The 18,640-nt window shown below is 67.1% G+C and carries 21 protein-coding genes and 1 tRNA gene; 15 read left to right on the top strand and 7 right to left on the bottom strand.

Annotated features, from left to right (window positions below; all coding sequences use genetic code 11):
• Positions 1-186 precede the first annotated feature (186 nt).
• Positions 187-657, top strand: a complete 471-nt coding sequence (locus tag AX767_RS13660; RefSeq protein WP_068631841.1) for a YqaA family protein — start codon at positions 187-189, stop codon at positions 655-657.
• 6 nt (positions 658-663) lie between these two features.
• Here the strand turns inward: AX767_RS13660 and AX767_RS13655 are convergent, their stop codons facing one another.
• Positions 664-1,341, bottom strand: coding sequence for a glutathione S-transferase (locus AX767_RS13655; protein ID WP_068631840.1), 678 nt, complete (start codon positions 1,339-1,341; stop codon positions 664-666).
• 240 nt (positions 1,342-1,581) lie between these two features.
• Here AX767_RS13655 and AX767_RS21695 point away from each other — a divergent pair, with 240 nt between their 5' ends.
• Complete coding sequence (locus AX767_RS21695; protein WP_210392483.1) at positions 1,582-1,962, top strand: hypothetical protein; 381 nt, start codon at positions 1,582-1,584, stop codon at positions 1,960-1,962.
• Here the strand turns inward: AX767_RS21695 and ychF are convergent.
• Positions 1,952-3,043, bottom strand: coding sequence for a redox-regulated ATPase YchF (gene ychF, locus AX767_RS13650; RefSeq protein WP_068631839.1), 1,092 nt, complete (start codon positions 3,041-3,043; stop codon positions 1,952-1,954). The genes AX767_RS21695 and ychF overlap by 11 nt on opposite strands.
• Before the next feature lie 142 nt (positions 3,044-3,185).
• Here ychF and AX767_RS13645 point away from each other — a divergent pair, with 142 nt between their 5' ends.
• From AX767_RS13645 to rbsD, 6 genes are read left to right on the top strand one after another with little or no spacing between them, the layout of a single operon-like run.
• Positions 3,186-4,139 carry a substrate-binding domain-containing protein gene (locus AX767_RS13645; protein WP_068631838.1) on the top strand — a complete coding sequence of 318 codons (954 nt, stop codon included), beginning with the start codon at positions 3,186-3,188 and terminating at the stop codon, positions 4,137-4,139.
• A 9-nt stretch (positions 4,140-4,148) separates the two neighbouring features.
• Positions 4,149-5,744, top strand: coding sequence for a sugar ABC transporter ATP-binding protein (locus AX767_RS13640; RefSeq protein WP_068631837.1), 1,596 nt, complete (start codon positions 4,149-4,151; stop codon positions 5,742-5,744).
• Between the two features lie 17 nt (positions 5,745-5,761).
• Complete coding sequence (locus AX767_RS13635; RefSeq protein WP_156481042.1) at positions 5,762-6,772, top strand: ABC transporter permease; 1,011 nt, start codon at positions 5,762-5,764, stop codon at positions 6,770-6,772.
• Positions 6,773-6,789: 17 nt separating this feature from the next.
• On the top strand, positions 6,790-7,794 hold the full coding sequence (locus tag AX767_RS13630; protein WP_068631835.1) for a LacI family DNA-binding transcriptional regulator: 1,005 nt from the start codon (positions 6,790-6,792) through the stop codon (positions 7,792-7,794).
• The gene (gene rbsK, locus AX767_RS13625; protein WP_068631834.1) at positions 7,791-8,744 is read left to right on the top strand and encodes a ribokinase; all 954 of its coding nucleotides are present in this window, start codon (positions 7,791-7,793) and stop codon (positions 8,742-8,744) included. The genes AX767_RS13630 and rbsK overlap by 4 nt, the downstream gene beginning before the upstream one ends.
• Positions 8,741-9,139, top strand: coding sequence for a D-ribose pyranase (gene rbsD / locus AX767_RS13620; protein WP_068631833.1), 399 nt, complete (start codon positions 8,741-8,743; stop codon positions 9,137-9,139). The genes rbsK and rbsD overlap by 4 nt, the downstream gene beginning before the upstream one ends.
• 24 nt (positions 9,140-9,163) lie before the next feature.
• On the opposite strand, the gene AX767_RS13615 is transcribed toward rbsD, so the two are convergent.
• Complete coding sequence (locus AX767_RS13615) at positions 9,164-10,045, bottom strand: MOSC domain-containing protein (protein ID WP_068631832.1); 882 nt, start codon at positions 10,043-10,045, stop codon at positions 9,164-9,166.
• An 85-nt stretch (positions 10,046-10,130) separates the two neighbouring features.
• Between AX767_RS13615 and AX767_RS13610 the strand changes: the two genes are divergently transcribed.
• Genes AX767_RS13610 through AX767_RS13595 form a run of 4 tightly spaced genes read left to right on the top strand, consistent with a single transcriptional unit; the run spans position 10,131 to position 14,625 of the window.
• A complete protein-coding gene (locus AX767_RS13610; protein WP_068631831.1) occupies positions 10,131-11,249 on the top strand; it encodes an FAD-dependent monooxygenase in 1,119 nt (372 codons plus the stop codon).
• 19 nt (positions 11,250-11,268) lie between these two features.
• Entirely contained in the window at positions 11,269-11,997 is a 729-nt protein-coding gene (locus AX767_RS13605) for a DsbC family protein (protein WP_068631830.1), read from the top strand.
• Positions 11,997-13,814 (top strand): M61 family metallopeptidase, encoded by a 1,818-nt coding sequence (locus AX767_RS13600; RefSeq protein ID WP_068631829.1) that lies wholly within the window; start codon positions 11,997-11,999, stop codon positions 13,812-13,814. Before AX767_RS13605 ends, AX767_RS13600 begins: the two co-directional genes overlap by 1 nt.
• A gap of 31 nt (positions 13,815-13,845) precedes the next feature.
• Entirely contained in the window at positions 13,846-14,625 is a 780-nt protein-coding gene (locus AX767_RS13595; RefSeq protein ID WP_068631828.1) for an enoyl-CoA hydratase, read from the top strand.
• A gap of 19 nt (positions 14,626-14,644) precedes the next feature.
• Here the strand turns inward: AX767_RS13595 and AX767_RS13590 are convergent, their stop codons facing one another.
• Positions 14,645-15,925 carry a hypothetical protein gene (locus AX767_RS13590; protein ID WP_068631827.1) on the bottom strand — a complete coding sequence of 427 codons (1,281 nt, stop codon included), beginning with the start codon at positions 15,923-15,925 and terminating at the stop codon, positions 14,645-14,647.
• Positions 15,922-16,599 (bottom strand): sigma-70 family RNA polymerase sigma factor, encoded by a 678-nt coding sequence (locus AX767_RS13585; RefSeq protein ID WP_068631826.1) that lies wholly within the window; start codon positions 16,597-16,599, stop codon positions 15,922-15,924. Before AX767_RS13585 ends, AX767_RS13590 begins: the two co-directional genes overlap by 4 nt.
• Positions 16,600-16,689: 90 nt before the next feature.
• Between AX767_RS13585 and AX767_RS13580 the strand changes: the two genes are divergently transcribed.
• A tRNA-Met gene (locus AX767_RS13580) sits at positions 16,690-16,766 on the top strand.
• A gap of 79 nt (positions 16,767-16,845) precedes the next feature.
• Here AX767_RS13580 and AX767_RS13575 read toward each other — a convergent pair.
• Positions 16,846-17,052, bottom strand: a complete 207-nt coding sequence (locus AX767_RS13575) for a hypothetical protein (RefSeq protein ID WP_068631825.1) — start codon at positions 17,050-17,052, stop codon at positions 16,846-16,848.
• Positions 17,053-17,113: 61 nt separating this feature from the next.
• On the opposite strand from AX767_RS13575, the gene AX767_RS13570 reads away from it, so the two are divergent.
• Positions 17,114-17,422 (top strand): hypothetical protein, encoded by a 309-nt coding sequence (locus tag AX767_RS13570; protein WP_068631824.1) that lies wholly within the window; start codon positions 17,114-17,116, stop codon positions 17,420-17,422.
• Positions 17,419-17,682, top strand: a complete 264-nt coding sequence (locus AX767_RS13565) for a hypothetical protein (RefSeq protein WP_068631823.1) — start codon at positions 17,419-17,421, stop codon at positions 17,680-17,682. The genes AX767_RS13570 and AX767_RS13565 overlap by 4 nt, the downstream gene beginning before the upstream one ends.
• A gap of 63 nt (positions 17,683-17,745) precedes the next feature.
• Here AX767_RS13565 and AX767_RS13560 read toward each other — a convergent pair whose 3' ends face one another.
• Positions 17,746-18,618: a UDP-2,3-diacylglucosamine diphosphatase gene (locus tag AX767_RS13560; protein WP_068631822.1), complete on the bottom strand. Its 873-nt coding sequence runs from the start codon at positions 18,616-18,618 to the stop codon at positions 17,746-17,748.
• Positions 18,619-18,640 lie beyond the last annotated feature (22 nt).

Below are 18,640 nucleotides of genomic sequence, written 5' to 3'. Positions count from 1 at the left end.
GAGTGGCGGCGCGATGCGGCTGCTGAAAAATGAGGCACGATTGTAGCCACGGACGATTTCAGTGACTGAAACGATTTGCACCGGAATACCCGGGCTTGCGCCGCGCCGTGCGGGGGCGTACTCGGGCGATGTCCGGCGCATTCTCCGACGCGGCGCTCCGGCGGCCCTTCCTATACTCCCCGCACCATGCAAGCCTGGCTCGATTCCCTTCTGGCGCTGCTCGCGCTGCCGCAGTTCGGACTGTCGACACTCTTCATCGCGGCCTTTGTATCGGCCACGCTGGTGCCGGTGGGCTCCGAGCCCTTTCTCTTCGGCCTGCTCAAGCTCAACCCCGACATGTTCTGGCCGGCCATCGCGGTCGCGACGATCGGCAACACCCTCGGCGGCGCTGTCGACTGGTGGTTGGGCTACGGCGCACACAAGGTGGCCGACAAATACGCGAACTCGAAGCACCATGTGCGCGTGCTCGGCTGGCTGGAAAGGCTCGGACCGAAGGCGTGCCTGCTGAGCTGGCTGCCGCTGGTGGGCGACCCGCTCTGCGCCGTCGCGGGCTGGCTCAAGCTGTCGTTCTGGCCCTGCGTGTTCTACATGGCCATCGGCAAATTCGCGCGCTACGTCACGATGACGGTCGCGCTCCTCTACATCTGGCCGGACTGATTTTTTTCAGCTCAGCAGGCCGTACGGGCCGCCGCGCTGCAGCGCGCGCTTGTAGGCGGGCCGTGCGTGGATTCGGTCGAGATACGCCATCAGTTTGGGCCGCGAGGCGTCGAGTCCGCCCCGGGCTTGCGCGGCCTCGATCGGAAAACTCATCTGAATGTCGGCACCGGTGAAGTCCTCGCCCGCGAACCAGCGGCTCTTGCCGAGTTCACCTTCCAGGAAATCGAGGTGCGTCGTGATGTTGGGCGTGATGAAGCCGGCCTTGGCCTTGCCCGCAATGGCCCGGGCGATCGGCTTGGCGAAGAACGGCATCTTCGTGCTTTCGATCTTGTCGAAGATCAGCTTGAGCAAGAGCGGCGGCATGGCCGAGCCTTCGGCGTAATGCAGCCAGTAGCGGTAACGCAGCGATTCGGGGGTGCCAACAGCCGGCGCGAAGCGACCCTGGCCGAAACGCTCGATCACGGCCTCGACAATCGCACCCGATTCGGCGAGCGTGAGCCCGTCGTCGGTGGTGACAACCGGCGACTTGCCCAGCGGATGCACTTGGCGCAGCTCGGGCGGCGCCAGCATGGTTTTCGGATCGCGCTCGTAGCGCACGATGTCGTAGGGCAGGCCCAGCTCTTCGAGCAGCCAGAGCACGCGCTGCGAGCGGGAGTTGTTGAGGTGGTGAACGGTGAGCGTCATGGCGGGTATTGTGGGGTGGCGTCCTTGCTCGGTTGGCTGGGGAGCGCCCGTCATGCGGCACGGGCTGTGCGACCCCACTGCGCGGGCCCTTCGGGCTGCCTTGCGGTACTCGCTCCGAGCGGGGTCTGCAGAACTCGCTTCGCTCAAACAGCTGCAGCCCTGATCCGCCCTGCGCTCCGTTCCTCAGCCGCGCAGAGGGGAATCGCCCAGCCCGCACCGCGTGCCGGACTTGGTGACGGTTTGAGTGTCAATATCAGCCGCGCCTTCGCGCACGGGCAGGCGTGGCGGATTTTTCAGCGCATCACGCACGACCTGAGCAACGCTCGTCTCTGTGATTGCCTTGCGCAAGCAATACGTAGACTGGAGCCAATTGGACAATTCCTTTGCCCCTTTGCTCGCATTGCAGGACATGCAACAGCGAGCAATGTTGTCGCTGCTAACGATGCGAACGTCATTGATGATGTGTTCCCAAGACGGTCGCTCTCCTTTGGAACTGGGCACTACGGCAAAGGAAACATTGCAATAGATGCATTGCCGGTCTCGCTCGATCACGAGCTGCTCCAACGTCGCTGGAATGCTCCACCTGTTCAAGGCGTGCCCAATGTCAAGCTCAGGAGCTGAACAGGAAGTTCATCACGTCGCCGTCCTTGACGACGTATTCCTTGCCTTCGCTGCGCATCTTCCCGGCATCCTTCGCGCCCTGCTCGCCCTGGAAGGCGATGTAGTCGTTGAAGGCGATGGTCTGGGCCCGGATGTAGCCCTTCTCGAAGTCGCCGTGGATCACGCCGGCCGCCTGCGGGCCGGTGTCGCCGATGTGGATGGTCCAGGCACGCACTTCCTTCACGCCGGCCGTGAAGTAGGTCTGCAAACCGAGCAGCTTGAAGGCCGCGCGGATCAGCCGGTTAAGGCCCGGTTCTTCCTGACCGATTTCGGCGAGGAACATTTTCTTGTCCTCGTCGTCCATGTCGGCCAGCTCGGCTTCGATCTTGGCGCAGATCGCCACCACCGGCGCGCCCTGCTTGTCGGCGTATTCGCGCAGGCGATCGAGGTAGGGGTTGTTCTCGAAGCCGTCTTCGGCCACGTTGCCGACGAACATCGCCGGCTTGGCGGTGATGAGGGTGAACGACTTCACCAGCGGCTGCTCTTCCTTCGTGAACACCAGCGCGCGCACCGGAATGTTCTCGTTCAGTGCGGTCTGGCACCGCTCGAGCAGCGCGACCAGCTTTTGCGCGTCCTTGTCGCCGGAGCGCGCGACCTTGGTGTGGCGGTGGAGTGCTTTTTCGACGGTGGCCAGGTCAGCCAGGCAAAGCTCGGTCTGGATCACTTCGATGTCGGAGATGGGGTCGACTTTCCCTGCCACATGAATGACGTTGTCGTCGTCGAAGCAGCGCACCACGTTCACCGTGGCGTCGGTTTCGCGGATATGCGCCAGAAACTTGTTGCCCAGGCCTTCGCCCGTGCTGGCGCCGGCCACCAGGCCCGCGATGTCGACGAACTCGACGATCGCCGGGACGATGCGTTCCGGCGAAATGATGGCCGCGAGTTGCGCAAGGCGCGGGTCGGGCACCTCCACCACGCCGGTGTTCGGCTCGATGGTGCAGAAGGGATAGTTTTCCGCTGCGATACCGGCCTTGGTCAACGCATTGAAAAGGGTGGATTTACCGACGTTGGGCAGGCCGACGATGCCGCATTGCAAACTCATGGAGGTCCTCTGGAATCAACCGGCGATTTTAGGTGCACAGGGTATTACCTAAGACGCAAACGTTTGCGCAAACGTTTGCTTTCCTGAACAATCGGCCCTCCCGGCGACAGACCGGCCGACCATTCCTCCAGGAGACACATCCATGAAGTTCACCCGCCGTACCCTGCAAAACGCCGCCGCACTGAGCCTGCTGGGCGCCCTCGCAAGCACCCCCGCGTTCGCGCAGGACAAGCCCAAAGTCGCGCTCGTCATGAAGTCGCTCGCCAACGAGTTCTTCCGCACCATGGAAGACGGCGCCAAGGCGCACCAGAAGGCGCATGCCGCCGAATACACCCTGGTGGCCAACGGCATCAAGGACGAGACCGACACCTCGGCGCAGATCAAGATGGTCGAGCAGATGATGGCGCAGAAGATCAACGCGCTGGTCATCGCACCGGCCGACTCCAAGGCGCTGGTGGCAGTCGCCAAGGCCGCCATCGACAAGGGCATCCTGGTCGTCAACATCGACAACCAGTTCGACGCCGCCGCGCTCAAGGAAAAGGGCATCCAGGTGCCGTTCGTCGGCCCCGACAACCGCGCCGGCGCCAAGCTGGTGGGCGACTACCTGGCCAAGAGCCTGAAGGCAGGTGACAAGGTCGGCATCATCGAAGGCGTTTCGACGACCTTCAACGCGCAGCAACGCACCCTCGGCTATCAGGACGCCATGAAGGCGGCCGGCGTGACGGTGGTCGGCGTGCAATCCGGGCAGTGGGAAATCGACAAGGGCAACACGGTCGCCGCCGGCATGATGCGCGAGCATCCGGACCTCAAGGCGCTGCTGGCCGGCAACGACAGCATGGCGCTGGGTGCCGTGGCCGCCGTCAAGGCCGCCGGCAAGACCGGCAAGGTGCTGGTGGTCGGCTACGACAACATCGGCGCGATCAAGCCGATGCTCGCCGATGGCCGCGTGCTCGCCACGGCCGACCAGTTCGCCGCCAAACAGGCCGTGTTCGGCATCGAGACCGCCCTGAAGGCGATCGCCGACAAGAAGCCGCAATCCTCGATGCCTGCCGAGGTCAAGACCGACGTGGTGCTGGTCACCAAGGCAACGAAGTAAGCACAGCTGATGCACGAGACCAGCGATGCCGCCGTCGGGAGCGGGCACTCACCGCCCGGCGCGGCGTTGCTGTCACTCGCCGACATCGGCAAGGATTACGCGGCACCGGTGCTCGACGGCGTGTCGATCGCACTGCAGGCCGGCGAAGTGCTGGCGCTCACTGGCGAGAACGGTGCGGGCAAGAGCACGCTGGCGAAGATCGTTTGCGGACTCGTGTCGCCCACGCGCGGACACATGAACCTGGGCGGAACTTCATTCCACCCGGCCTCGCGGCGCGATGCCGAACGACAGGGCGTGCGCATGGTGATGCAGGAGCTCGGCCTCGTGCCGACGTTGTCGGTCGCCGAGAACCTGTTGCTCGACCGCCTGCCGCACCGTGCAGGATGGGTGCGCCGACATGAACTCAACGTCCTCGCCTCGCGGCAGCTCGCCAAGATCGGCATGCAACACATCGACCCGGCCACGCCGGTCGCGCGCCTGGGCATCGGCCAGCAGCAGATGGTCGAGATCGCGCGCAACCTGCAGGACGACACCCGCGTGCTGGTGCTGGACGAGCCGACCGCGATGCTCACGCCGCGCGAAACCGATCATCTGTTCGAACAGGTCGACCTGCTGAAGGCGCGCGGTGTCGCGATCGTCTACGTCTCGCACCGACTCGAAGAACTGCAGCGCATCGCCGACCGCGTGGCGGTGCTGCGCGACGGCCGGCTGGTCGACGTGCGGCCGATGGCCGGCGTGCAGGAGGCCGAGCTCGTCCAGCGCATGGTCGGGCGCGCGGTGCACCAGCACGAAGACCGCCCGCGCCGCGTCGCCGGCCGAATCGTGATGCAGGCGCGTGGCCTCGGTCGCGCGCAGGCCGTGCGCAACATCGACCTCACGCTGCACGCCGGCGAGGTCATGGGGCTGGCCGGCCTCGTCGGCTCGGGCCGGACCGAACTGGTCCGCCTGCTGTTCGGTGCCGATCGCGCAGACCGCGGCAACATCACCCTGCACGCACAAGCCGGCACGCCGATGCGCGTCGACAAGGGCTGGCGCTCGCCGATGCAGGCGATTCGCGCTGGCATCGGCCTCGTCACGGAAGACCGCAAGTCGCAGGGCCTGCTGATGCCGCAGTCGATCCGCGTCAACGCGACGCTCAGCGATCTGGGCGCCGTATCGCACGCCGGCTGGCTGCAGCCGGCGCGCGAACGCGGCATCGCGGCGCGGCTCATCGAACGGCTGCGCATCCGCTCGCAGAGCGGCGAGCAGACCGTGTCCACCCTGAGCGGTGGCAACCAGCAGAAGGTCGTCTTCGCACGCTGGCTGCACCGTGAATGCAACGTGCTGCTGCTCGACGAGCCGACGCGCGGCGTCGACGTCGGCGCCCGCGCCGACCTGTACGCAGAGCTCGACAAGATGACCGATGCCGGCAAGGCACTGCTCATGGTGTCGAGCGACCTGCGCGAACTGATGGCGATGTGCGACCGCATCGGCGTCATGAGCGCCGGTCGGCTGGTGGCGGTGTTCGAACGCGGCCAGTGGACCGAGCAGTCTTTGCTGGCGGCCGCCTTCAGCGATGCAGCCCGCGCCGACGCACCCGCGGCGACTTCACCCGAGCCGGCCTGATCCCGAAAGCACAACGCATGAATCCCCTCCCCTCAAAAGTCGTGACCGAAGCGGTGCCAGAGACACAGACGCCCTCCGCCGGCTCTGTATTGCGCGGCCAGCTCGGCACCTACCTGGGCCTCGCGATCGTGCTGCTCGGCATGATCGCGCTGTTCGGCAGCCTGAGCGAGTACTTCCTGTCACGAGAGACTTTCGTGACCATTGCCAACGAAGTTCCGGCACTCCTGGTCATGTCGATCGGCATGACCTTCGTGCTCATCATCGCGGGCATCGACCTGTCGGTCGGCTCGGTGCTGGCGTTGAGTGCAGCGGCGACGGCCGCGGCCATCCTGCAATGGCACTGGAGCGTGCCCGCGGCCGCCGCGCTGGGCCTCGCGACCGGTCTGGCCTGCGGTGCCGTCACGGGCGCCGTGTCAGTGGCCTGGCGGCTGCCGTCCTTCATCGTGTCGCTCGGCATGCTGGAAGCCGTGCGCGGCGGCGCCTACCTCGTCACCGACTCCCGCACGCAATACGTCGGCGACGCCATCTCGGGCCTCGCGGCCCCCTGGATCGGCGGCATCTCGGCGGCCTTCGTGCTGGCGGTGGTGCTGGTCGTGATCGCCCAGGCCGTGCTGACCCGCACCGTGTTCGGCCGCTACGTCGTGGGCATCGGCACCAACGAAGAAGCGATGCGCCTGGCCGGCATCGATCCGCGCCCGATCCGCGTCATCGTCTTCGCGGTCACGGGCTTGCTCGCAGGACTGGCGGGGCTCATGCAATCGGCCCGGCTCGAAGCCGCCGACCCGAATGCCGGTGTCGGCATCGAGCTGCAGGTGATCGCCGCGGTGGTCATCGGCGGCACCAGCCTCATGGGCGGGCGCGGGTCGGTGATCAACACCTTCTTCGGCGTGCTCATCATCGCGGTGCTCGAGGCGGGCCTGGCGCAGATCGGCGCCAGCGAGCCGAGCAAACGCATCATCACCGGCTGCGTGATCGTCGTCGCAGTCGTCATCGACACGCTGCGCCAGCGACGTGCGGCTGCGGTTTAGCGAACAGGGACGCCGGCATGGCCACCATCAAGGACGTCGCTCTGCGCGCCGGGGTTTCAGTGACCACCGTATCGCACGTCGTCAACGAAACGCGGCACGTCAGCGTGCACGGACGCGAACGCGTCGAACGCGCGATCCGCGAATTGGGTTACGTGCCCAGCGCCGTGGCGCGCAGCCTCAAGAGCAACACGACCTGCACGCTCGGCATGCTGATCCCGAACAGCTCGAATCCGTACTTCGCGGAGATCGTGCGCGTGGTCGAGGACCGCTGCTTCGCGGCAGGCTACACGCTCGTGCTGTGCAACACCGACGACGAGCCGCGTCGTCAAAGCGTCTACCTGAAGGTGCTGGCCGAGCGTCGCATCGACGGGTTGATCGTGGTGTCGACCGGCGACGACGACTCGCTGGTGACGCAGTTGCACGGGCTCAGGATGCCGACCGTGCTGGTCGACCGCGAGATCGCCGACCCGACCTGCGACCTGGTCGAGACCGCCCACATGCAGGGCGGACTGCTGGCGGTGCGGCATCTGCTGTCGCTCGGGCACCGGCGCATCGGCTGCATCGGCGGCCCGGCGGGCGTGGCTCCCAGCGAACAACGCATCGAGGGCTGGCGCATGGCGCTGGCCGAATCGGGCAGCGCGCCGGCCGGCGACGCGCTGCTCTGGCGCGGCGGCTTCACCAGCCAGGGCGGCTACGAGGCGATGCACGCGATCCTGCGCACCGAAGAGGCGCCGTCGGCCGTCTTCGTGTGCAACGACCTGATGGCGATCGGCGCGCTCCGCGCCGCCCACGAAACCGGCATCCAGGTGCCCGACACACTCTCGATCGTCGGCTTCGACGACATCGAATTGTCTGCCTACACCAGCCCGCCGCTCACCACGGTCGCACAACCCAAGGCGCGCATCGGCGCACTCGCGGTCGACATGCTGCTCGAGCGCGTGACCGGACGCCGGCACGAGCCACGCAAGGTGGTGCTGCAGCCCGAACTGGTGGTGCGCGCGTCGACCGCACGCCGCGCATGAACGGGCCGCACGACACCGGGGCAGCGCGCATCGTGGTGCTGGGCAGCCTCAACATGGACCTCGTGCTGCGCGTGCCCCATGCACCGGCCGCGGGTGAAACGCTGCAGGGCCGTTCGATGACGCGCATTCCCGGCGGCAAGGGCGGTAACCAGGCCGTGAGCTGCGCGCGCCAGGGCGCCCGCGTCACGCTGGTCGGCTGCGTCGGTGCAGATGCGGACGGCGAGGCGCTGCTCCTGGCATTGCGCGAAGACCGCATCGACGTCGCGGCCGTGCGCAGCGACGCGACCGCTCCCACCGGCACCGCGCTCGTGATGGTCGACGACACCGGCCAGAACCGGATCGTCGTGATCCCCGGCGCCAACGCGCATGCAGACGCCGACGACGCGGCATGGGCAGCCCATCTTCAGTCGGCCGCATTCCTCGTCACGCAGTTCGAGACCCCGTGGCCGCAGGTGCTGCGCGCCATCGAAGCGGCCGGTCGCGCGCGCTGCAAAGTGCTGCTCAATCCATCACCGGTACGGGTGCTCGACCTCCCTGTCTGGCCACTGATCGACACGCTGGTGGTCAACGAGATCGAGGCCACCACGCTGAGCGGCATCCCGTCGGGCAGTCCGGCCGAAGCCGCTCTGGCGGGCGCCTGGTTTCGCGATCATGGCGTCACCCGCGTGGTGGTCACGCTCGGCGCGCGCGGCGCCGTCGCGATCGATGCGGCGGGCGCGCGCCACCATCCGGCGCCGCACGTTCAGGCGGTCGACACCACCGCGGCCGGCGACACCTTTCTGGGCGCGCTGGCGGTCGCCCTGGCCGACGACGCCTCGTTCGATGAAGCTGTGCGCCTCGGCATCCGCGCTGCGGCGCTCTGCATCACGCAGCCCGGCGCACAGCCTTCGATTCCCTTTCGCGAGGCCGTTCTGAGCAGCCGGCTGCCGCCTGACTGGACCCTCTTGTGAAACGCACATCCCTTTTGAATTCCGATCTGTCCCAGGTGATTGCAATGCTGGGTCACGGCGACATGATCGTGCTCGGCGACGCCGGCCTGCCGATCCCGGACGGACCGCGCCGCATTGATCTGGCCGTGAGCGCCAATGTGCCGCGACTGGGCGACGTGCTGCGCGCCGTGCTGACCGAAATGCAGGTCGAGCGCGTCCTGCTGGCCCGGGAAGCGCTTGACCCGCAGGCACCCGACAACCTGCCGGCTTGGTGTGCGGGTGAATTGCCGGTCGCGCCCGAAACCATCTCGCACGAAGAGCTGAAGCGCCTCAGCGCGCGTGCCAGGGCGGTGGTGCGCACGGGCGAGTGCACGCCTTATGCCAACCTTGTGCTGATCGCCGGCGTGACCTTCTGACGACTTGGTTTACCGCGCGGCCGCTCACTCGAAGCGGTAGTTGGCGCCGACCGACTGGCCGACCTTGAGCAGGTGCTCCACGCCGTCCAGCACGATGCAGTTCATGCCGAACGTGACCGCCCCGTCGACCTTCGGATTGGCGCGGTAGGTGCGCAGCATGTCGTTGACTTCGGGCGTCGACACCGCCGTGACCGGGTCGATGTCCGGAATCGGGCAGCGCGGGCAGGGCTTGGCCGGTCGCAGGCGCGCTTCGCCTTCGGTCGTGGCGATGTGCAGGGTCTCGACGCGGTCCTCGTCCTGCGCCTCGATGCCGGCGAGCACGATGTTCGGACGAAAGCGCGCCATGGTCACGGCACCGTGCTCGGCCGCCACCAGCTTGTCGTTGAGCTCGGCCAGCGACGCTTCGCTCGCGACCAGGAGCGGAAAGCCGTCGGAGAACTGGTTCGGCGCCTCCACGCCATCGGTCCACTTCATGTTCGACAACCGCTTGTGCTCGGGGTCGAAGCGCACCAGGCGCAGCACTTGCGGCTTGCCGGGCTCGGAGAGGAAATCGCTGAACCACTGCGCTGCGATGTCGCCCATGTCGTAGGCCGCGACCTCGTCCTTCCAGACCTTGGCGCGCACCGGCTTCTCGACGCGGTCGAACGCGATGTGCAGCGCCAGCATGCCGGGCGCGCGCAGCACCATCTCCATGTGCTTCATCGTCGGCTGGATCAGCGCCATGCGCGGCAGCTCGCGCTGGCTGACGAACTCGCCGGTCGCGTCGACCACCATCCAGGCGCGGTCGAATTCCAGGCCCGTTTCCGTCAGCAACACCTCCGGCAATTCGACGCCCGCGCAGGATTTGACGGGGTAGACAACCAGGCGCGCGATGATGGCTTGCAGGTCGAAGACGGGAGCGGTCACAGGGGATCCTTGCGTGGGTTCTGGCGGGAAGCGGCCGATTGTCCTGCACAGCGCGGCGACGCGGACCAACTCCTACAATGCCGCGATGGCCCTCCCTCCCGAAGTTTGCATTCGCGGCGCCGGCATCGTGGGTCGCACGCTGGCGCTCCTGCTGGCACGCGAACGCACCCGCGTCGCCCTTGTCGTTCCGCCCGCCGAATCCTCGAAAGAAGACGTGCGCGCCTATGCGCTCAACGCGGCGTCCCGCACCCTCCTCGAATCGCTGCGTGCCTGGCCCGACGCGGTTCACGCAACGGCGGTGCGCGAGATGCTGGTCAACGGCGACGAAGGCGGCCGGGTGCAGTTCAGCGCGCCGGGCCAGAAGGTCGATGCGCTGGCTTGGATCGTCGACGTGCCGGCGCTCGAGCGCCAACTGACCGACGCCGTGCGTTTCCAGCCCCGCATCGACGTCGTCACCGAGCCCGTCCCTGCTGCGCTGACCGTGGTGTGCGAAGGCAAGGCGAGCGCCAGTCGCGATGCGCTGGGCGTGCGCTACGAGGTCACCCGCTATCCGCAACACGCGGTCGCGTGCCGGCTGGAGGCCGATCAACCGCACGGCGAAATCGCACGCCAGTGGTTCAACGACAAGGGCGAGGTGCTCGCCCTGCTGCCGCTCGGCGGCGTCGGTGGACGCTCGCTCGCGCTGGTGTGGTCGGTCGACCAGTTCCGCGCGCCCGGGTTGTTGGCGCAGGGTGCCGATGAATTCGCAGCTGCCGTGCGCGAAGCCAGCCACGATGCGCTCGGCGTGTTCCGGCTGACCAGCGAGCGCGCCGCCTGGCCGCTCGCCCGCGCGATCGCCGACCGCTGGACCGGCGAGTCGGCGGACGGCCGCGCCTGGGCGCTGGCCGGCGATGCCGCCCACACCGTGCACCCGCTCGCGGGTCAGGGCCTCAACCTCGGCCTGGCCGACGCGAGTGCGCTCGCAGACGTGTTGAAGAACCGCGACTACTGGCGCAGCGTCGGCGATGCGCGCTTGTTGCGTCGCTATGAGCGCGCGCGCCGCGCCGACGTACTGGCGATGAGCCTGGCGACCGACGGTCTGCAGCAACTTTTTGCGCACAGCATGGATCCACTCCCGGCGCTCCGCAACTGGGGCATGCGCGGATTCGACCGCACGCGCTTCGTCAAGCAATGGATCACGAAACAGGCGATGGGCCTGCAATGACTTTCACCTCACCGACACCATGACACTCGCACGAAAACTTCTTGCCGCCGCACTCGGCGCCACTTTCCTCGCGAGCTTTCATGCCGATGCCGGCGAAGCCGAGATCCGGAAGAACCTGGCGGCGCGCATTCCGCAATTCGCGAAGATCGACGAGATCAGCAAGTCGCCGATGCCCGGGGTGTTCGAGGTGCGCATCAACGGCGCCGAAATCTTCTACACCGATGCCGACGGCAACTACCTCCTGCAAGGCAACCTGATCGACGTCAAGGCGCGCAAGAATCTCACCGAGGCGCGCGTCGAGAAGCTCAGTCAGGTGGCATTCGACAAGCTGCCACTGAACGACGCCTTCAAGATCGTGCGCGGCAACGGCAAGCGGAAGCTCGCGGTGTTCGAAGACCCCAACTGCGGCTATTGCAAGCATTTCGAACGCGACCTGACCAACGTCGACAACGTCACCGTCTACCTGTTCCTCTACCCGGTGCTCGGACCCGATTCGGGCGTGAAGTCGCGCGACATCTGGTGCAGCAAGGACCGTGCGAAAAGCTGGACCGACTGGATGACCAGCGAGGTCAAGCCTCAGACCGCTGCCAGCGGCTGCGACACCGCCGCCATCCAGCGCAACGTGGAGTTCGGCCGCAAGTACAACATCACCGGCACGCCGACGCTGATCTTCAGCGACGGCACGCGCACCCCCGGCGCGATTCCGGCCGCGCAGGTCGAAAAGCAACTCACCGCTGCAGCCAACTGATGGCGGCGCAGCGCCCTGCCCCTCGCCGCGACGACGCCGCAGGCGTCCATTACCGCGTCGACTGCGCGAACTGGCACGCCCACCTGTTCGCCGTCTCTCTGACCATCGACCGCCCGGCACCGCACCAGCGCGTCTCGCTGCCGGTGTGGATTCCGGGCAGCTACCTGGTGCGCGAGTTCGCGAAGAACCTGCAGGGCTTGCGCGCACAGCAAGGCCGTCGCCCCGTCGATGTGCAGCAACTCGACAAGCACACCTGGGAAGTCGACTGCGCGCCGGGCCAACCGCTGATGTTGCGCTACGAGGTTTGCGCTTACGACAACTCGGTGCGCACGGCCTGGCTCAATGCCGATCGCGGTTTTTTCAACGGCACCAGCCTGTGCCTGCGTGTCGAGGGACAAACCGACACGCCACACACGATCGACATCGTGGCGCCCGCCCCGGTCGCCGGCAGCGCCCGCTGGTCCTGCGCGACCGCCCTCGTGGGTTCTAAGATCGACAGGCAGGGCTTCGGAAGCTACCGTGCCGCCGACTACGACGAACTCGCTGATTCGCCGGTCGAGATGGGTTCTTTCTGGAGCGCCGAATTCGAAGCCTGCGGTATCCCGCACCGCTTCGTGGTGGCCGGTGCGGCCGCATCGTTCGACGGCGATCGGCTGATCGCCGACACCAAGGCCATCTGCGAAGCCGAAATGCGTTTCTGGCACGGCGACAAGGTCGGCAAGCGCGGCGGGCCCAAGCTGCCGTTCGACCGCTATGTCTTCATGCTGAACGCCGTCGACGACGGCTACGGGGGCCTCGAACACCGGCACTCGACGGCGCTCATCTGCACGCGACGCGACTTGCCCCAGATCGGCGTGAAGAAGCAGCCGGAGGGCTACACCACGCTCATGGGCCTCATCAGCCACGAATATTTCCACACCTGGAACGTCAAGCGGCTGCGGCCCGGCGCGTTCGCGCGCTACGACTACGGCCAGGAAAACTACACGCAGCTGCTGTGGCTCTTCGAAGGCTTCACGAGCTACTACGACGACCTGCTGCTACGACGCGCCGGACGCATCGACGATGCGACCTATCTGCGCCTGGTCAACAAGACGATCAACCAGGTGATGCAGACGCCAGGCCGCCTCGTTCAGTCAGTGGCCGACGCCAGCTTCGATGCCTGGGTCAAGTACTACCGGCAGGACGAACAGACGCCGAACGGCACTGTCAGCTACTACACCAAGGGGGCGCTGGTCGCGATGTGCTTCGACCTGACCTTGCGCCAGGAGGGCCACGGCACGCTCGACGACGTGATGCGCCTGCTGTGGACGCGCAGCAACGGCGGCCCGATCGACGAAGCCGACGTGGCGGCTGCGCTCGAGACCATCGGCGGGCGTTCCTATGCGCAGGAAATCGCGAACTGGGTCCACTCGACGCAAGAACTGCCGCTGTCGGACCTGCTGCGCGCGCATGGCGTTGCCGCGCTCGACGACCCGGCGCAGCGTGCGCAGGAACTCGGCCTGCGCGTGGCCGAATCCAGTGGCAGCGTGCAGGTGAAGGTCGTGTTGCGCGGCGGAGCGGCCGAACGCGCGGGTTTCTCGGCCAACGACGAATGGATCGGCATCGAGCTGCCGGTGCGCAAGGGCCAGCTGGTGCAGGCCTGGCGCCTCACGAAACTCGACGACCTCGCGCTCTACCTCGGCGCCCAGAAAAAGATGACGGCCATCGTCGCACGCGACCGGCGACTGCTGCGCCTGCCGCTGACGCTGCCCACGGGCGTGACCACGTGGCGGTTGTTCGCGCACGATGCGGCGAAGGTCGCGCGCTGGCTGGCTTGAACACGACGGTTTTTCTTTCCAGGAGACACACATGAACTACGAAAACATCGAAGTCCGCATCGAGGGCGGCAAGGTCGGCGTCATCACGCTGAATCGTCCGAAGGCGCTCAACGCGCTGAACGACGCGCTCATGACCGAACTGGGCGCGGCGCTCAAGGCGTTCGACGCTGACGAGGCCATCGGCTGCACCATCATCACCGGCAGCGAACGCGCGTTCGCTGCCGGCGCCGATATCGCGGCGATGGCGAAGTACAGCTTCGTCGATGCGTACAAGGGCGACTACATCACGCGCAACTGGGAAATCATTCGCACCATCCGCAAGCCCGTGATCGCCGCGGTGGCCGGCTTTGCGCTCGGTGGCGGCTGCGAGCTGGCGATGATGTGCGACTTCATCATCGCCGCCGACAACGCGAAGTTCGGGCAACCCGAAATCAAGCTGGGCGTGATCCCGGGTGCGGGTGGCACGCAGCGCCTGCCGCGCGCGGTGGGCAAGAGCAAGGCCATGGACATGGCGCTGACGGGCCGCATGATGGACGCGACCGAAGCCGAGCGCGCCGGACTCGTGAGCCGCGTCGTGCCATTCGAGAAGCTGGCCGACGAGGCGCTCGGCGCCGCGCTGGTGATTGCCGACTTCTCGCAGATCGCGGTGATGGCGGCCAAGGAATCGGTGAACCGCGCTTTCGAAAGCGGCCTCTCCGACGGCGTGATGTTCGAGCGCCGGTTGTTCCATGCGCTGTTCGCGACCGCCGACCAGAAGGAAGGCATGGACGCCTTCGTCGCCAAGCGCAAAGCCGACTTCAAGCACGCCTGAGGCACGTCGCGCCGGGTCGTCAGCGCGGCGGTTCGGTCGTTGGTTCGGGTGAAGGCGTCGGCACGGTCTCGGGTGGCGGGGCGCTTTCCGATGGCAACCCGGTCGCCGGCGGCACCGGCGACGGCACTGTCAATGGCAACGGAAGTGGCGCCACCTCCGGCGGCGGCGCCATCAACGCTTCCAGCGCATGTCGCAGCGCCTCAAGCGCACCGGCCGAGGGCCGGCCCGTGGCCGAAGGCGTGTTGCCTTCGCGCCAGCGAACCTGGTCGGACGCGATCTCGAACACCGCCAGCACCTTGCCGTTGCGCTCCAGTGTCAGGCGCCATTCGGCCCGGCCTGACAGTCGCCGGGCCTCGACGGCGGAGATCGCTGCGGAGCCCAGCAAGGGCAACAGTTCACGGGCCTCGGCACGCGACACGCTGCGCGATTCGCCGCCGCTCTGCGCAATCGTCAGCCGGGTCCACTGCGACAGCGCGGCGAAGGTCGGCGGGTCCATGGCATCGGTCCGCTCGCTCGACGCGGAAGGCGTACGCGCTGCTGCCGGCGGCACCGGTGCGGCGCGGTTGTCGGCGAGGGCACCCGGCAGCACCGAAGCCTGTTCGCGCGCGCGGTCTGGCAGCAAGCCTTGCGCGCCCGCCGTCGGTGGCGCGAGCGGTGCCGGTGCCGGCGCGGCGACGGGTGGCGGTGGGGATGGCGCAACCGCCTCTGCCACCGCCTTGGGCGTCGACGGGGGCACCTCGTCCGCGGCGCCCAGCTTCTTTTCGCGTTCGGCCTGGGCGACGGTGCTTTCGGCGCTGGGCGCCACTGGCGCTGGCGGCTCCGCCGATTTCGCCGCGGGCGTGGCAGCCGCTTCCGCCTCCGCTGGCGGCGCCGCCGGCGCAGGCACAGCCGGCGTGACTTGCGCGGCCGCGGGAGGTGGGGCGTCGGCGGGAGCTGCGGGTGCCTCGGGCGCAGCAGGAATGACTTCGCTGTCGAGCCGCGCGCCCGGCATGGGTTCGCGCTCCCACAACACAGTCACCAGCACGGCCACGACCACCGTGGCGAAGGCGGCGCTCCAGGGCATGCCGCCGCCGTCGCGCGAGCCCATGGCGGTCCAGAGCCGCTTCCACCAGGGCACGCCCAACTCGGCTTCGACCGACGACGCCATGTCGACCGCTTCTCGCGCCTTTTGCTGGATGGCCTTGCGGATGCGCCAGTCGGGCGCGACCGCGTGATCGGGCGCGTGCTCGAGCGCCCGGCGCAGCGCGGCGCCGCTGAATGTTTCCTCGGGCGTGAGCTTGTCTTCGGTCGGGTCGCTCATGCGCGCCCCCTCAGCACCGACAGATAGCGGTCCATGCAGACGCGCAGTTTTTTCAGGCCGTAGCGCAACCGGCTGCGGACGGTCTCGAAGTTGGTGTCGAGCGCATCGGCCAGGGCTTCGACGGTGAAGCCGTCCTCGTTGTGCATGAGAAATACCGCGCGCTGGTCGTCGGGCAATTCGTCCAGGCACGCGAGCAGGCGGCGGCCGGCGGCGCGCCAGAACGCTTCTTCTTCGGCCGACGGATGCGAGGCGTCCCCGAGCGACGCGCCTTCACGCAAGAGCCCGCGGCTGAACAGGTGCGCCGCGTCCATGCCGTCGCCGTCCTCGTCGTGGGCATAGAACTGAACCTCGCGGCCGCTGACCCGAAGCCGGTCCATGGCGAGGTTGTGCGCAATCGTGAAAGCCCAGGTGCGCCATGCGGCCCCCTGCGGCGAGAAGCTGGCGCGTGCGGCGACGATGCGCAGCCAGGTGTCCTGGAAAACCTCGTCGGCCTCGGCCGCCAGCCGCAGGCCGAGCAGCCGCTTCACGAAACGGTAGAGCGCCGTTTCGTGGCGCCCGTAGAGAACGTCGAAGGCGGCCGCATCGCCGCCCGCATAGGCGAGCATCAACTGGTCGTCTCCGACGGGTTCGGGATCGACGCTTCGGTCGGGGGGGGCGGCGGTCGGCGCGAGCATCGGATGATTTTCACCTGTGCTTGTACGAGCGGCGGCGGCTTGAGGGGTCGATTGATTGTTGGCCGAAGTGGAGGCTATAATCTTTGGCTCGGCTCTTTAGCTCAGTCGGTTAGAGCGATGGAATCATAATCCACAGGTCCGCGGTTCGAATCCGTGAAGAGCCACCAAACGGAAAATGCCTTGCAAGTCAACGACTTGCAAGGCATTTTGCATTTCCGGTACCGCGAAGACCGCGCGGCCACCGCGCTAGGGTTTGTCGAATCCGGTGGTGCCGAAACCGGTGGTGCCGAAGCCCGTGTTCCCGTAGCCGGTGAGCCGTCCCCCCTGATTCACCTCGGCGCCCTCGCCTTGCCGGGTCGACAGCAGGAAGACGCCGATGGTCAGCACCGCCACGACCGCGAGTGCCCACGGCCCCGCGATGTAAACGAGTGCAGCCGGCAAGAGGACGATCATCAAAAGGAAGAGGGCTCTGAACATCTCCCCAGTGTGCCTCCGAACCGCGTGAAACCGTGTGATGGAAATCACGCTCGACCCCGTCGGCAGTTCGGATCATTCGACGAAATGGCGAAAGGTGCGTCGCTCAGGCTCGACGCCTACCGCGGCAAGCGATGTCGACGCACGCGCGGAGTGCCCCGACGGCTCGAACCTGTGGCTCACGATGAATCCACTTGTCCAGATCGTCTGCACCGCGCTCGCCTTGCTGGGCTGCATCGGCGTGCTGTTGCTCGGCCAGTGCCGCACCCTGTGGCTGCCGGTGATTGCGCGCACGGCAGTCCGGGCGCGCCAGCCGCGGGTGCCGCTTCCCGCGCATGCTGCGCCATGAACGCTCCCACGATGCCCGGTGTGGAAGCAGGCGTTTGGGGCATGCAAGTGAATGTCGCATTCACCGGCCTGGGCGGCACCCGATACCATGCCGACCTGTTTCGCCAGGGCGACTGGGTGGCGCGCATCGCGATGGCCCAAGCATCGCCGAACCACGCGGCGGCGGAGCGCATCTTGTCGGAGCGGTGCCGCGACTGGATCGCGCGGCATGAGGAACGCGAGCGCACCGGCGACACCTCGTTCCAGATCTTGCGCGACTGAGTCGATCAGCTCAGCGCGACCCTCAAGCCCTTGCCTGCTCGCGCAGGCCCTCAGGCCGTTGTCCTAAGCCCTGGTCGATGCCACAGCCGCGCCGGTCGGCACCGGATGCCCCGACGCCGTTCTCGGCAGATGTTCCGCCCAGTGCAGCACCTGCAGCGTGCCGTCCGAATGCTCGGCGAGCGCCGTCAGGCTCTCGACCCAGTCGCCGTCGTTGCAGTACAGGATGCCGTCAATGTCGCGCATCTCGGCATGGTGGATGTGGCCGCACACCACGCCCTGCACGCCGCGCTTGCGGGCTTCGCGCGCCACGGCGACCTCGAAGTCGCCCACGTAGCTCACCGCCCGCTTCACCTTCTGCTTCAGGTACTTGGACAGCGACCAGTACGGCAAGCCCATGCGCGCACGCATCGAGTTAAGATGCCGGTTGAGCTTGAGCGTGAATTCGTAGAGCGAATCACCGACGTGGGCCAGCCACTTGGCGCATTGGATGACGCCGTCGAACAGGTCGCCGTGAATGATCCAGAGCTTGCGGCCGTCGGCGGTTTCGTGAATCCATTCCTCGGCCACCTCGATGCCGCCGAAGTTGTGGTTCAGGTACTTGCGCGCGAACTCGTCATGGTTGCCGGGAATGAAGATCACGCGCGTGCCGTTGCGCGCCTTGCGCAGCAGTTTCTGCACCACGTCGTTGTGCGTTTGCGGCCAGTACCAGTGCCGCTTGAGCTGCCAGCCGTCGATGATGTCGCCGACCAGAAACAGCGTCTCGCACTCGGTGTGCTTCAGGAAGTCGAGCAGCGCGCGCGCCTGGCAACCGGGCGTGCCGAGGTGCAAGTCGGAGATCCACAGCGTTCGGTAACGCTGCCGCGGCCGCGTCGCCTCGTCTGATTCAGGGAGGGCGGTGTCGCGCCATGCGCGGAGGAAAGCATCGTCGCGTTGCATGGACCCCGAGGTTCAGCGTGCG

The sequence above is a fragment of the Variovorax sp. PAMC 28711 genome (genome assembly GCF_001577265.1).
GTDB lineage: Bacteria > Pseudomonadota > Gammaproteobacteria > Burkholderiales > Burkholderiaceae_C > Variovorax.
The sequence above is the reverse complement of the archived record's forward strand: the minus strand, read 5'-3'. Positions and strand labels throughout refer to the sequence as shown.

What these genes read in the sequence shown, in the direction of transcription:
- AX767_RS13570 (WP_068631824.1), top strand. Translation starts at nt 17,114, where the DNA reads ATGGAAATCACGCTCGACCCCGTCGGCAGTTCGGATCATTCGACGAAA.
- AX767_RS13600 (WP_068631829.1), top strand. Translation starts at nt 11,997, where the DNA reads ATGGCGGCGCAGCGCCCTGCCCCTCGCCGCGACGACGCCGCAGGCGTC.
- AX767_RS13590 (WP_068631827.1), bottom strand. Translation starts at nt 15,925, where the DNA reads ATGAGCGACCCGACCGAAGACAAGCTCACGCCCGAGGAAACATTCAGC.
- AX767_RS13645 (WP_068631838.1), top strand. Translation starts at nt 3,186, where the DNA reads ATGAAGTTCACCCGCCGTACCCTGCAAAACGCCGCCGCACTGAGCCTG.
- AX767_RS13630 (WP_068631835.1), top strand. Translation starts at nt 6,790, where the DNA reads ATGGCCACCATCAAGGACGTCGCTCTGCGCGCCGGGGTTTCAGTGACC.
- AX767_RS13575 (WP_068631825.1), bottom strand. Translation starts at nt 17,052, where the DNA reads ATGATCGTCCTCTTGCCGGCTGCACTCGTTTACATCGCGGGGCCGTGG.
- AX767_RS13640 (WP_068631837.1), top strand. Translation starts at nt 4,149, where the DNA reads ATGCACGAGACCAGCGATGCCGCCGTCGGGAGCGGGCACTCACCGCCC.
- rbsK (WP_068631834.1), top strand. Translation starts at nt 7,791, where the DNA reads ATGAACGGGCCGCACGACACCGGGGCAGCGCGCATCGTGGTGCTGGGC.
- AX767_RS13660 (WP_068631841.1), top strand. Translation starts at nt 187, where the DNA reads ATGCAAGCCTGGCTCGATTCCCTTCTGGCGCTGCTCGCGCTGCCGCAG.
- ychF (WP_068631839.1), bottom strand. Translation starts at nt 3,043, where the DNA reads ATGAGTTTGCAATGCGGCATCGTCGGCCTGCCCAACGTCGGTAAATCC.
- AX767_RS13610 (WP_068631831.1), top strand. Translation starts at nt 10,131, where the DNA reads ATGGCCCTCCCTCCCGAAGTTTGCATTCGCGGCGCCGGCATCGTGGGT.
- AX767_RS13585 (WP_068631826.1), bottom strand. Translation starts at nt 16,599, where the DNA reads ATGCTCGCGCCGACCGCCGCCCCCCCCGACCGAAGCGTCGATCCCGAA.
- AX767_RS13605 (WP_068631830.1), top strand. Translation starts at nt 11,269, where the DNA reads ATGACACTCGCACGAAAACTTCTTGCCGCCGCACTCGGCGCCACTTTC.
- AX767_RS13655 (WP_068631840.1), bottom strand. Translation starts at nt 1,341, where the DNA reads ATGACGCTCACCGTTCACCACCTCAACAACTCCCGCTCGCAGCGCGTG.
- AX767_RS13565 (WP_068631823.1), top strand. Translation starts at nt 17,419, where the DNA reads ATGAACGCTCCCACGATGCCCGGTGTGGAAGCAGGCGTTTGGGGCATG.
- AX767_RS13595 (WP_068631828.1), top strand. Translation starts at nt 13,846, where the DNA reads ATGAACTACGAAAACATCGAAGTCCGCATCGAGGGCGGCAAGGTCGGC.
- AX767_RS13635 (WP_156481042.1), top strand. Translation starts at nt 5,762, where the DNA reads ATGAATCCCCTCCCCTCAAAAGTCGTGACCGAAGCGGTGCCAGAGACA.
- AX767_RS13560 (WP_068631822.1), bottom strand. Translation starts at nt 18,618, where the DNA reads ATGCAACGCGACGATGCTTTCCTCCGCGCATGGCGCGACACCGCCCTC.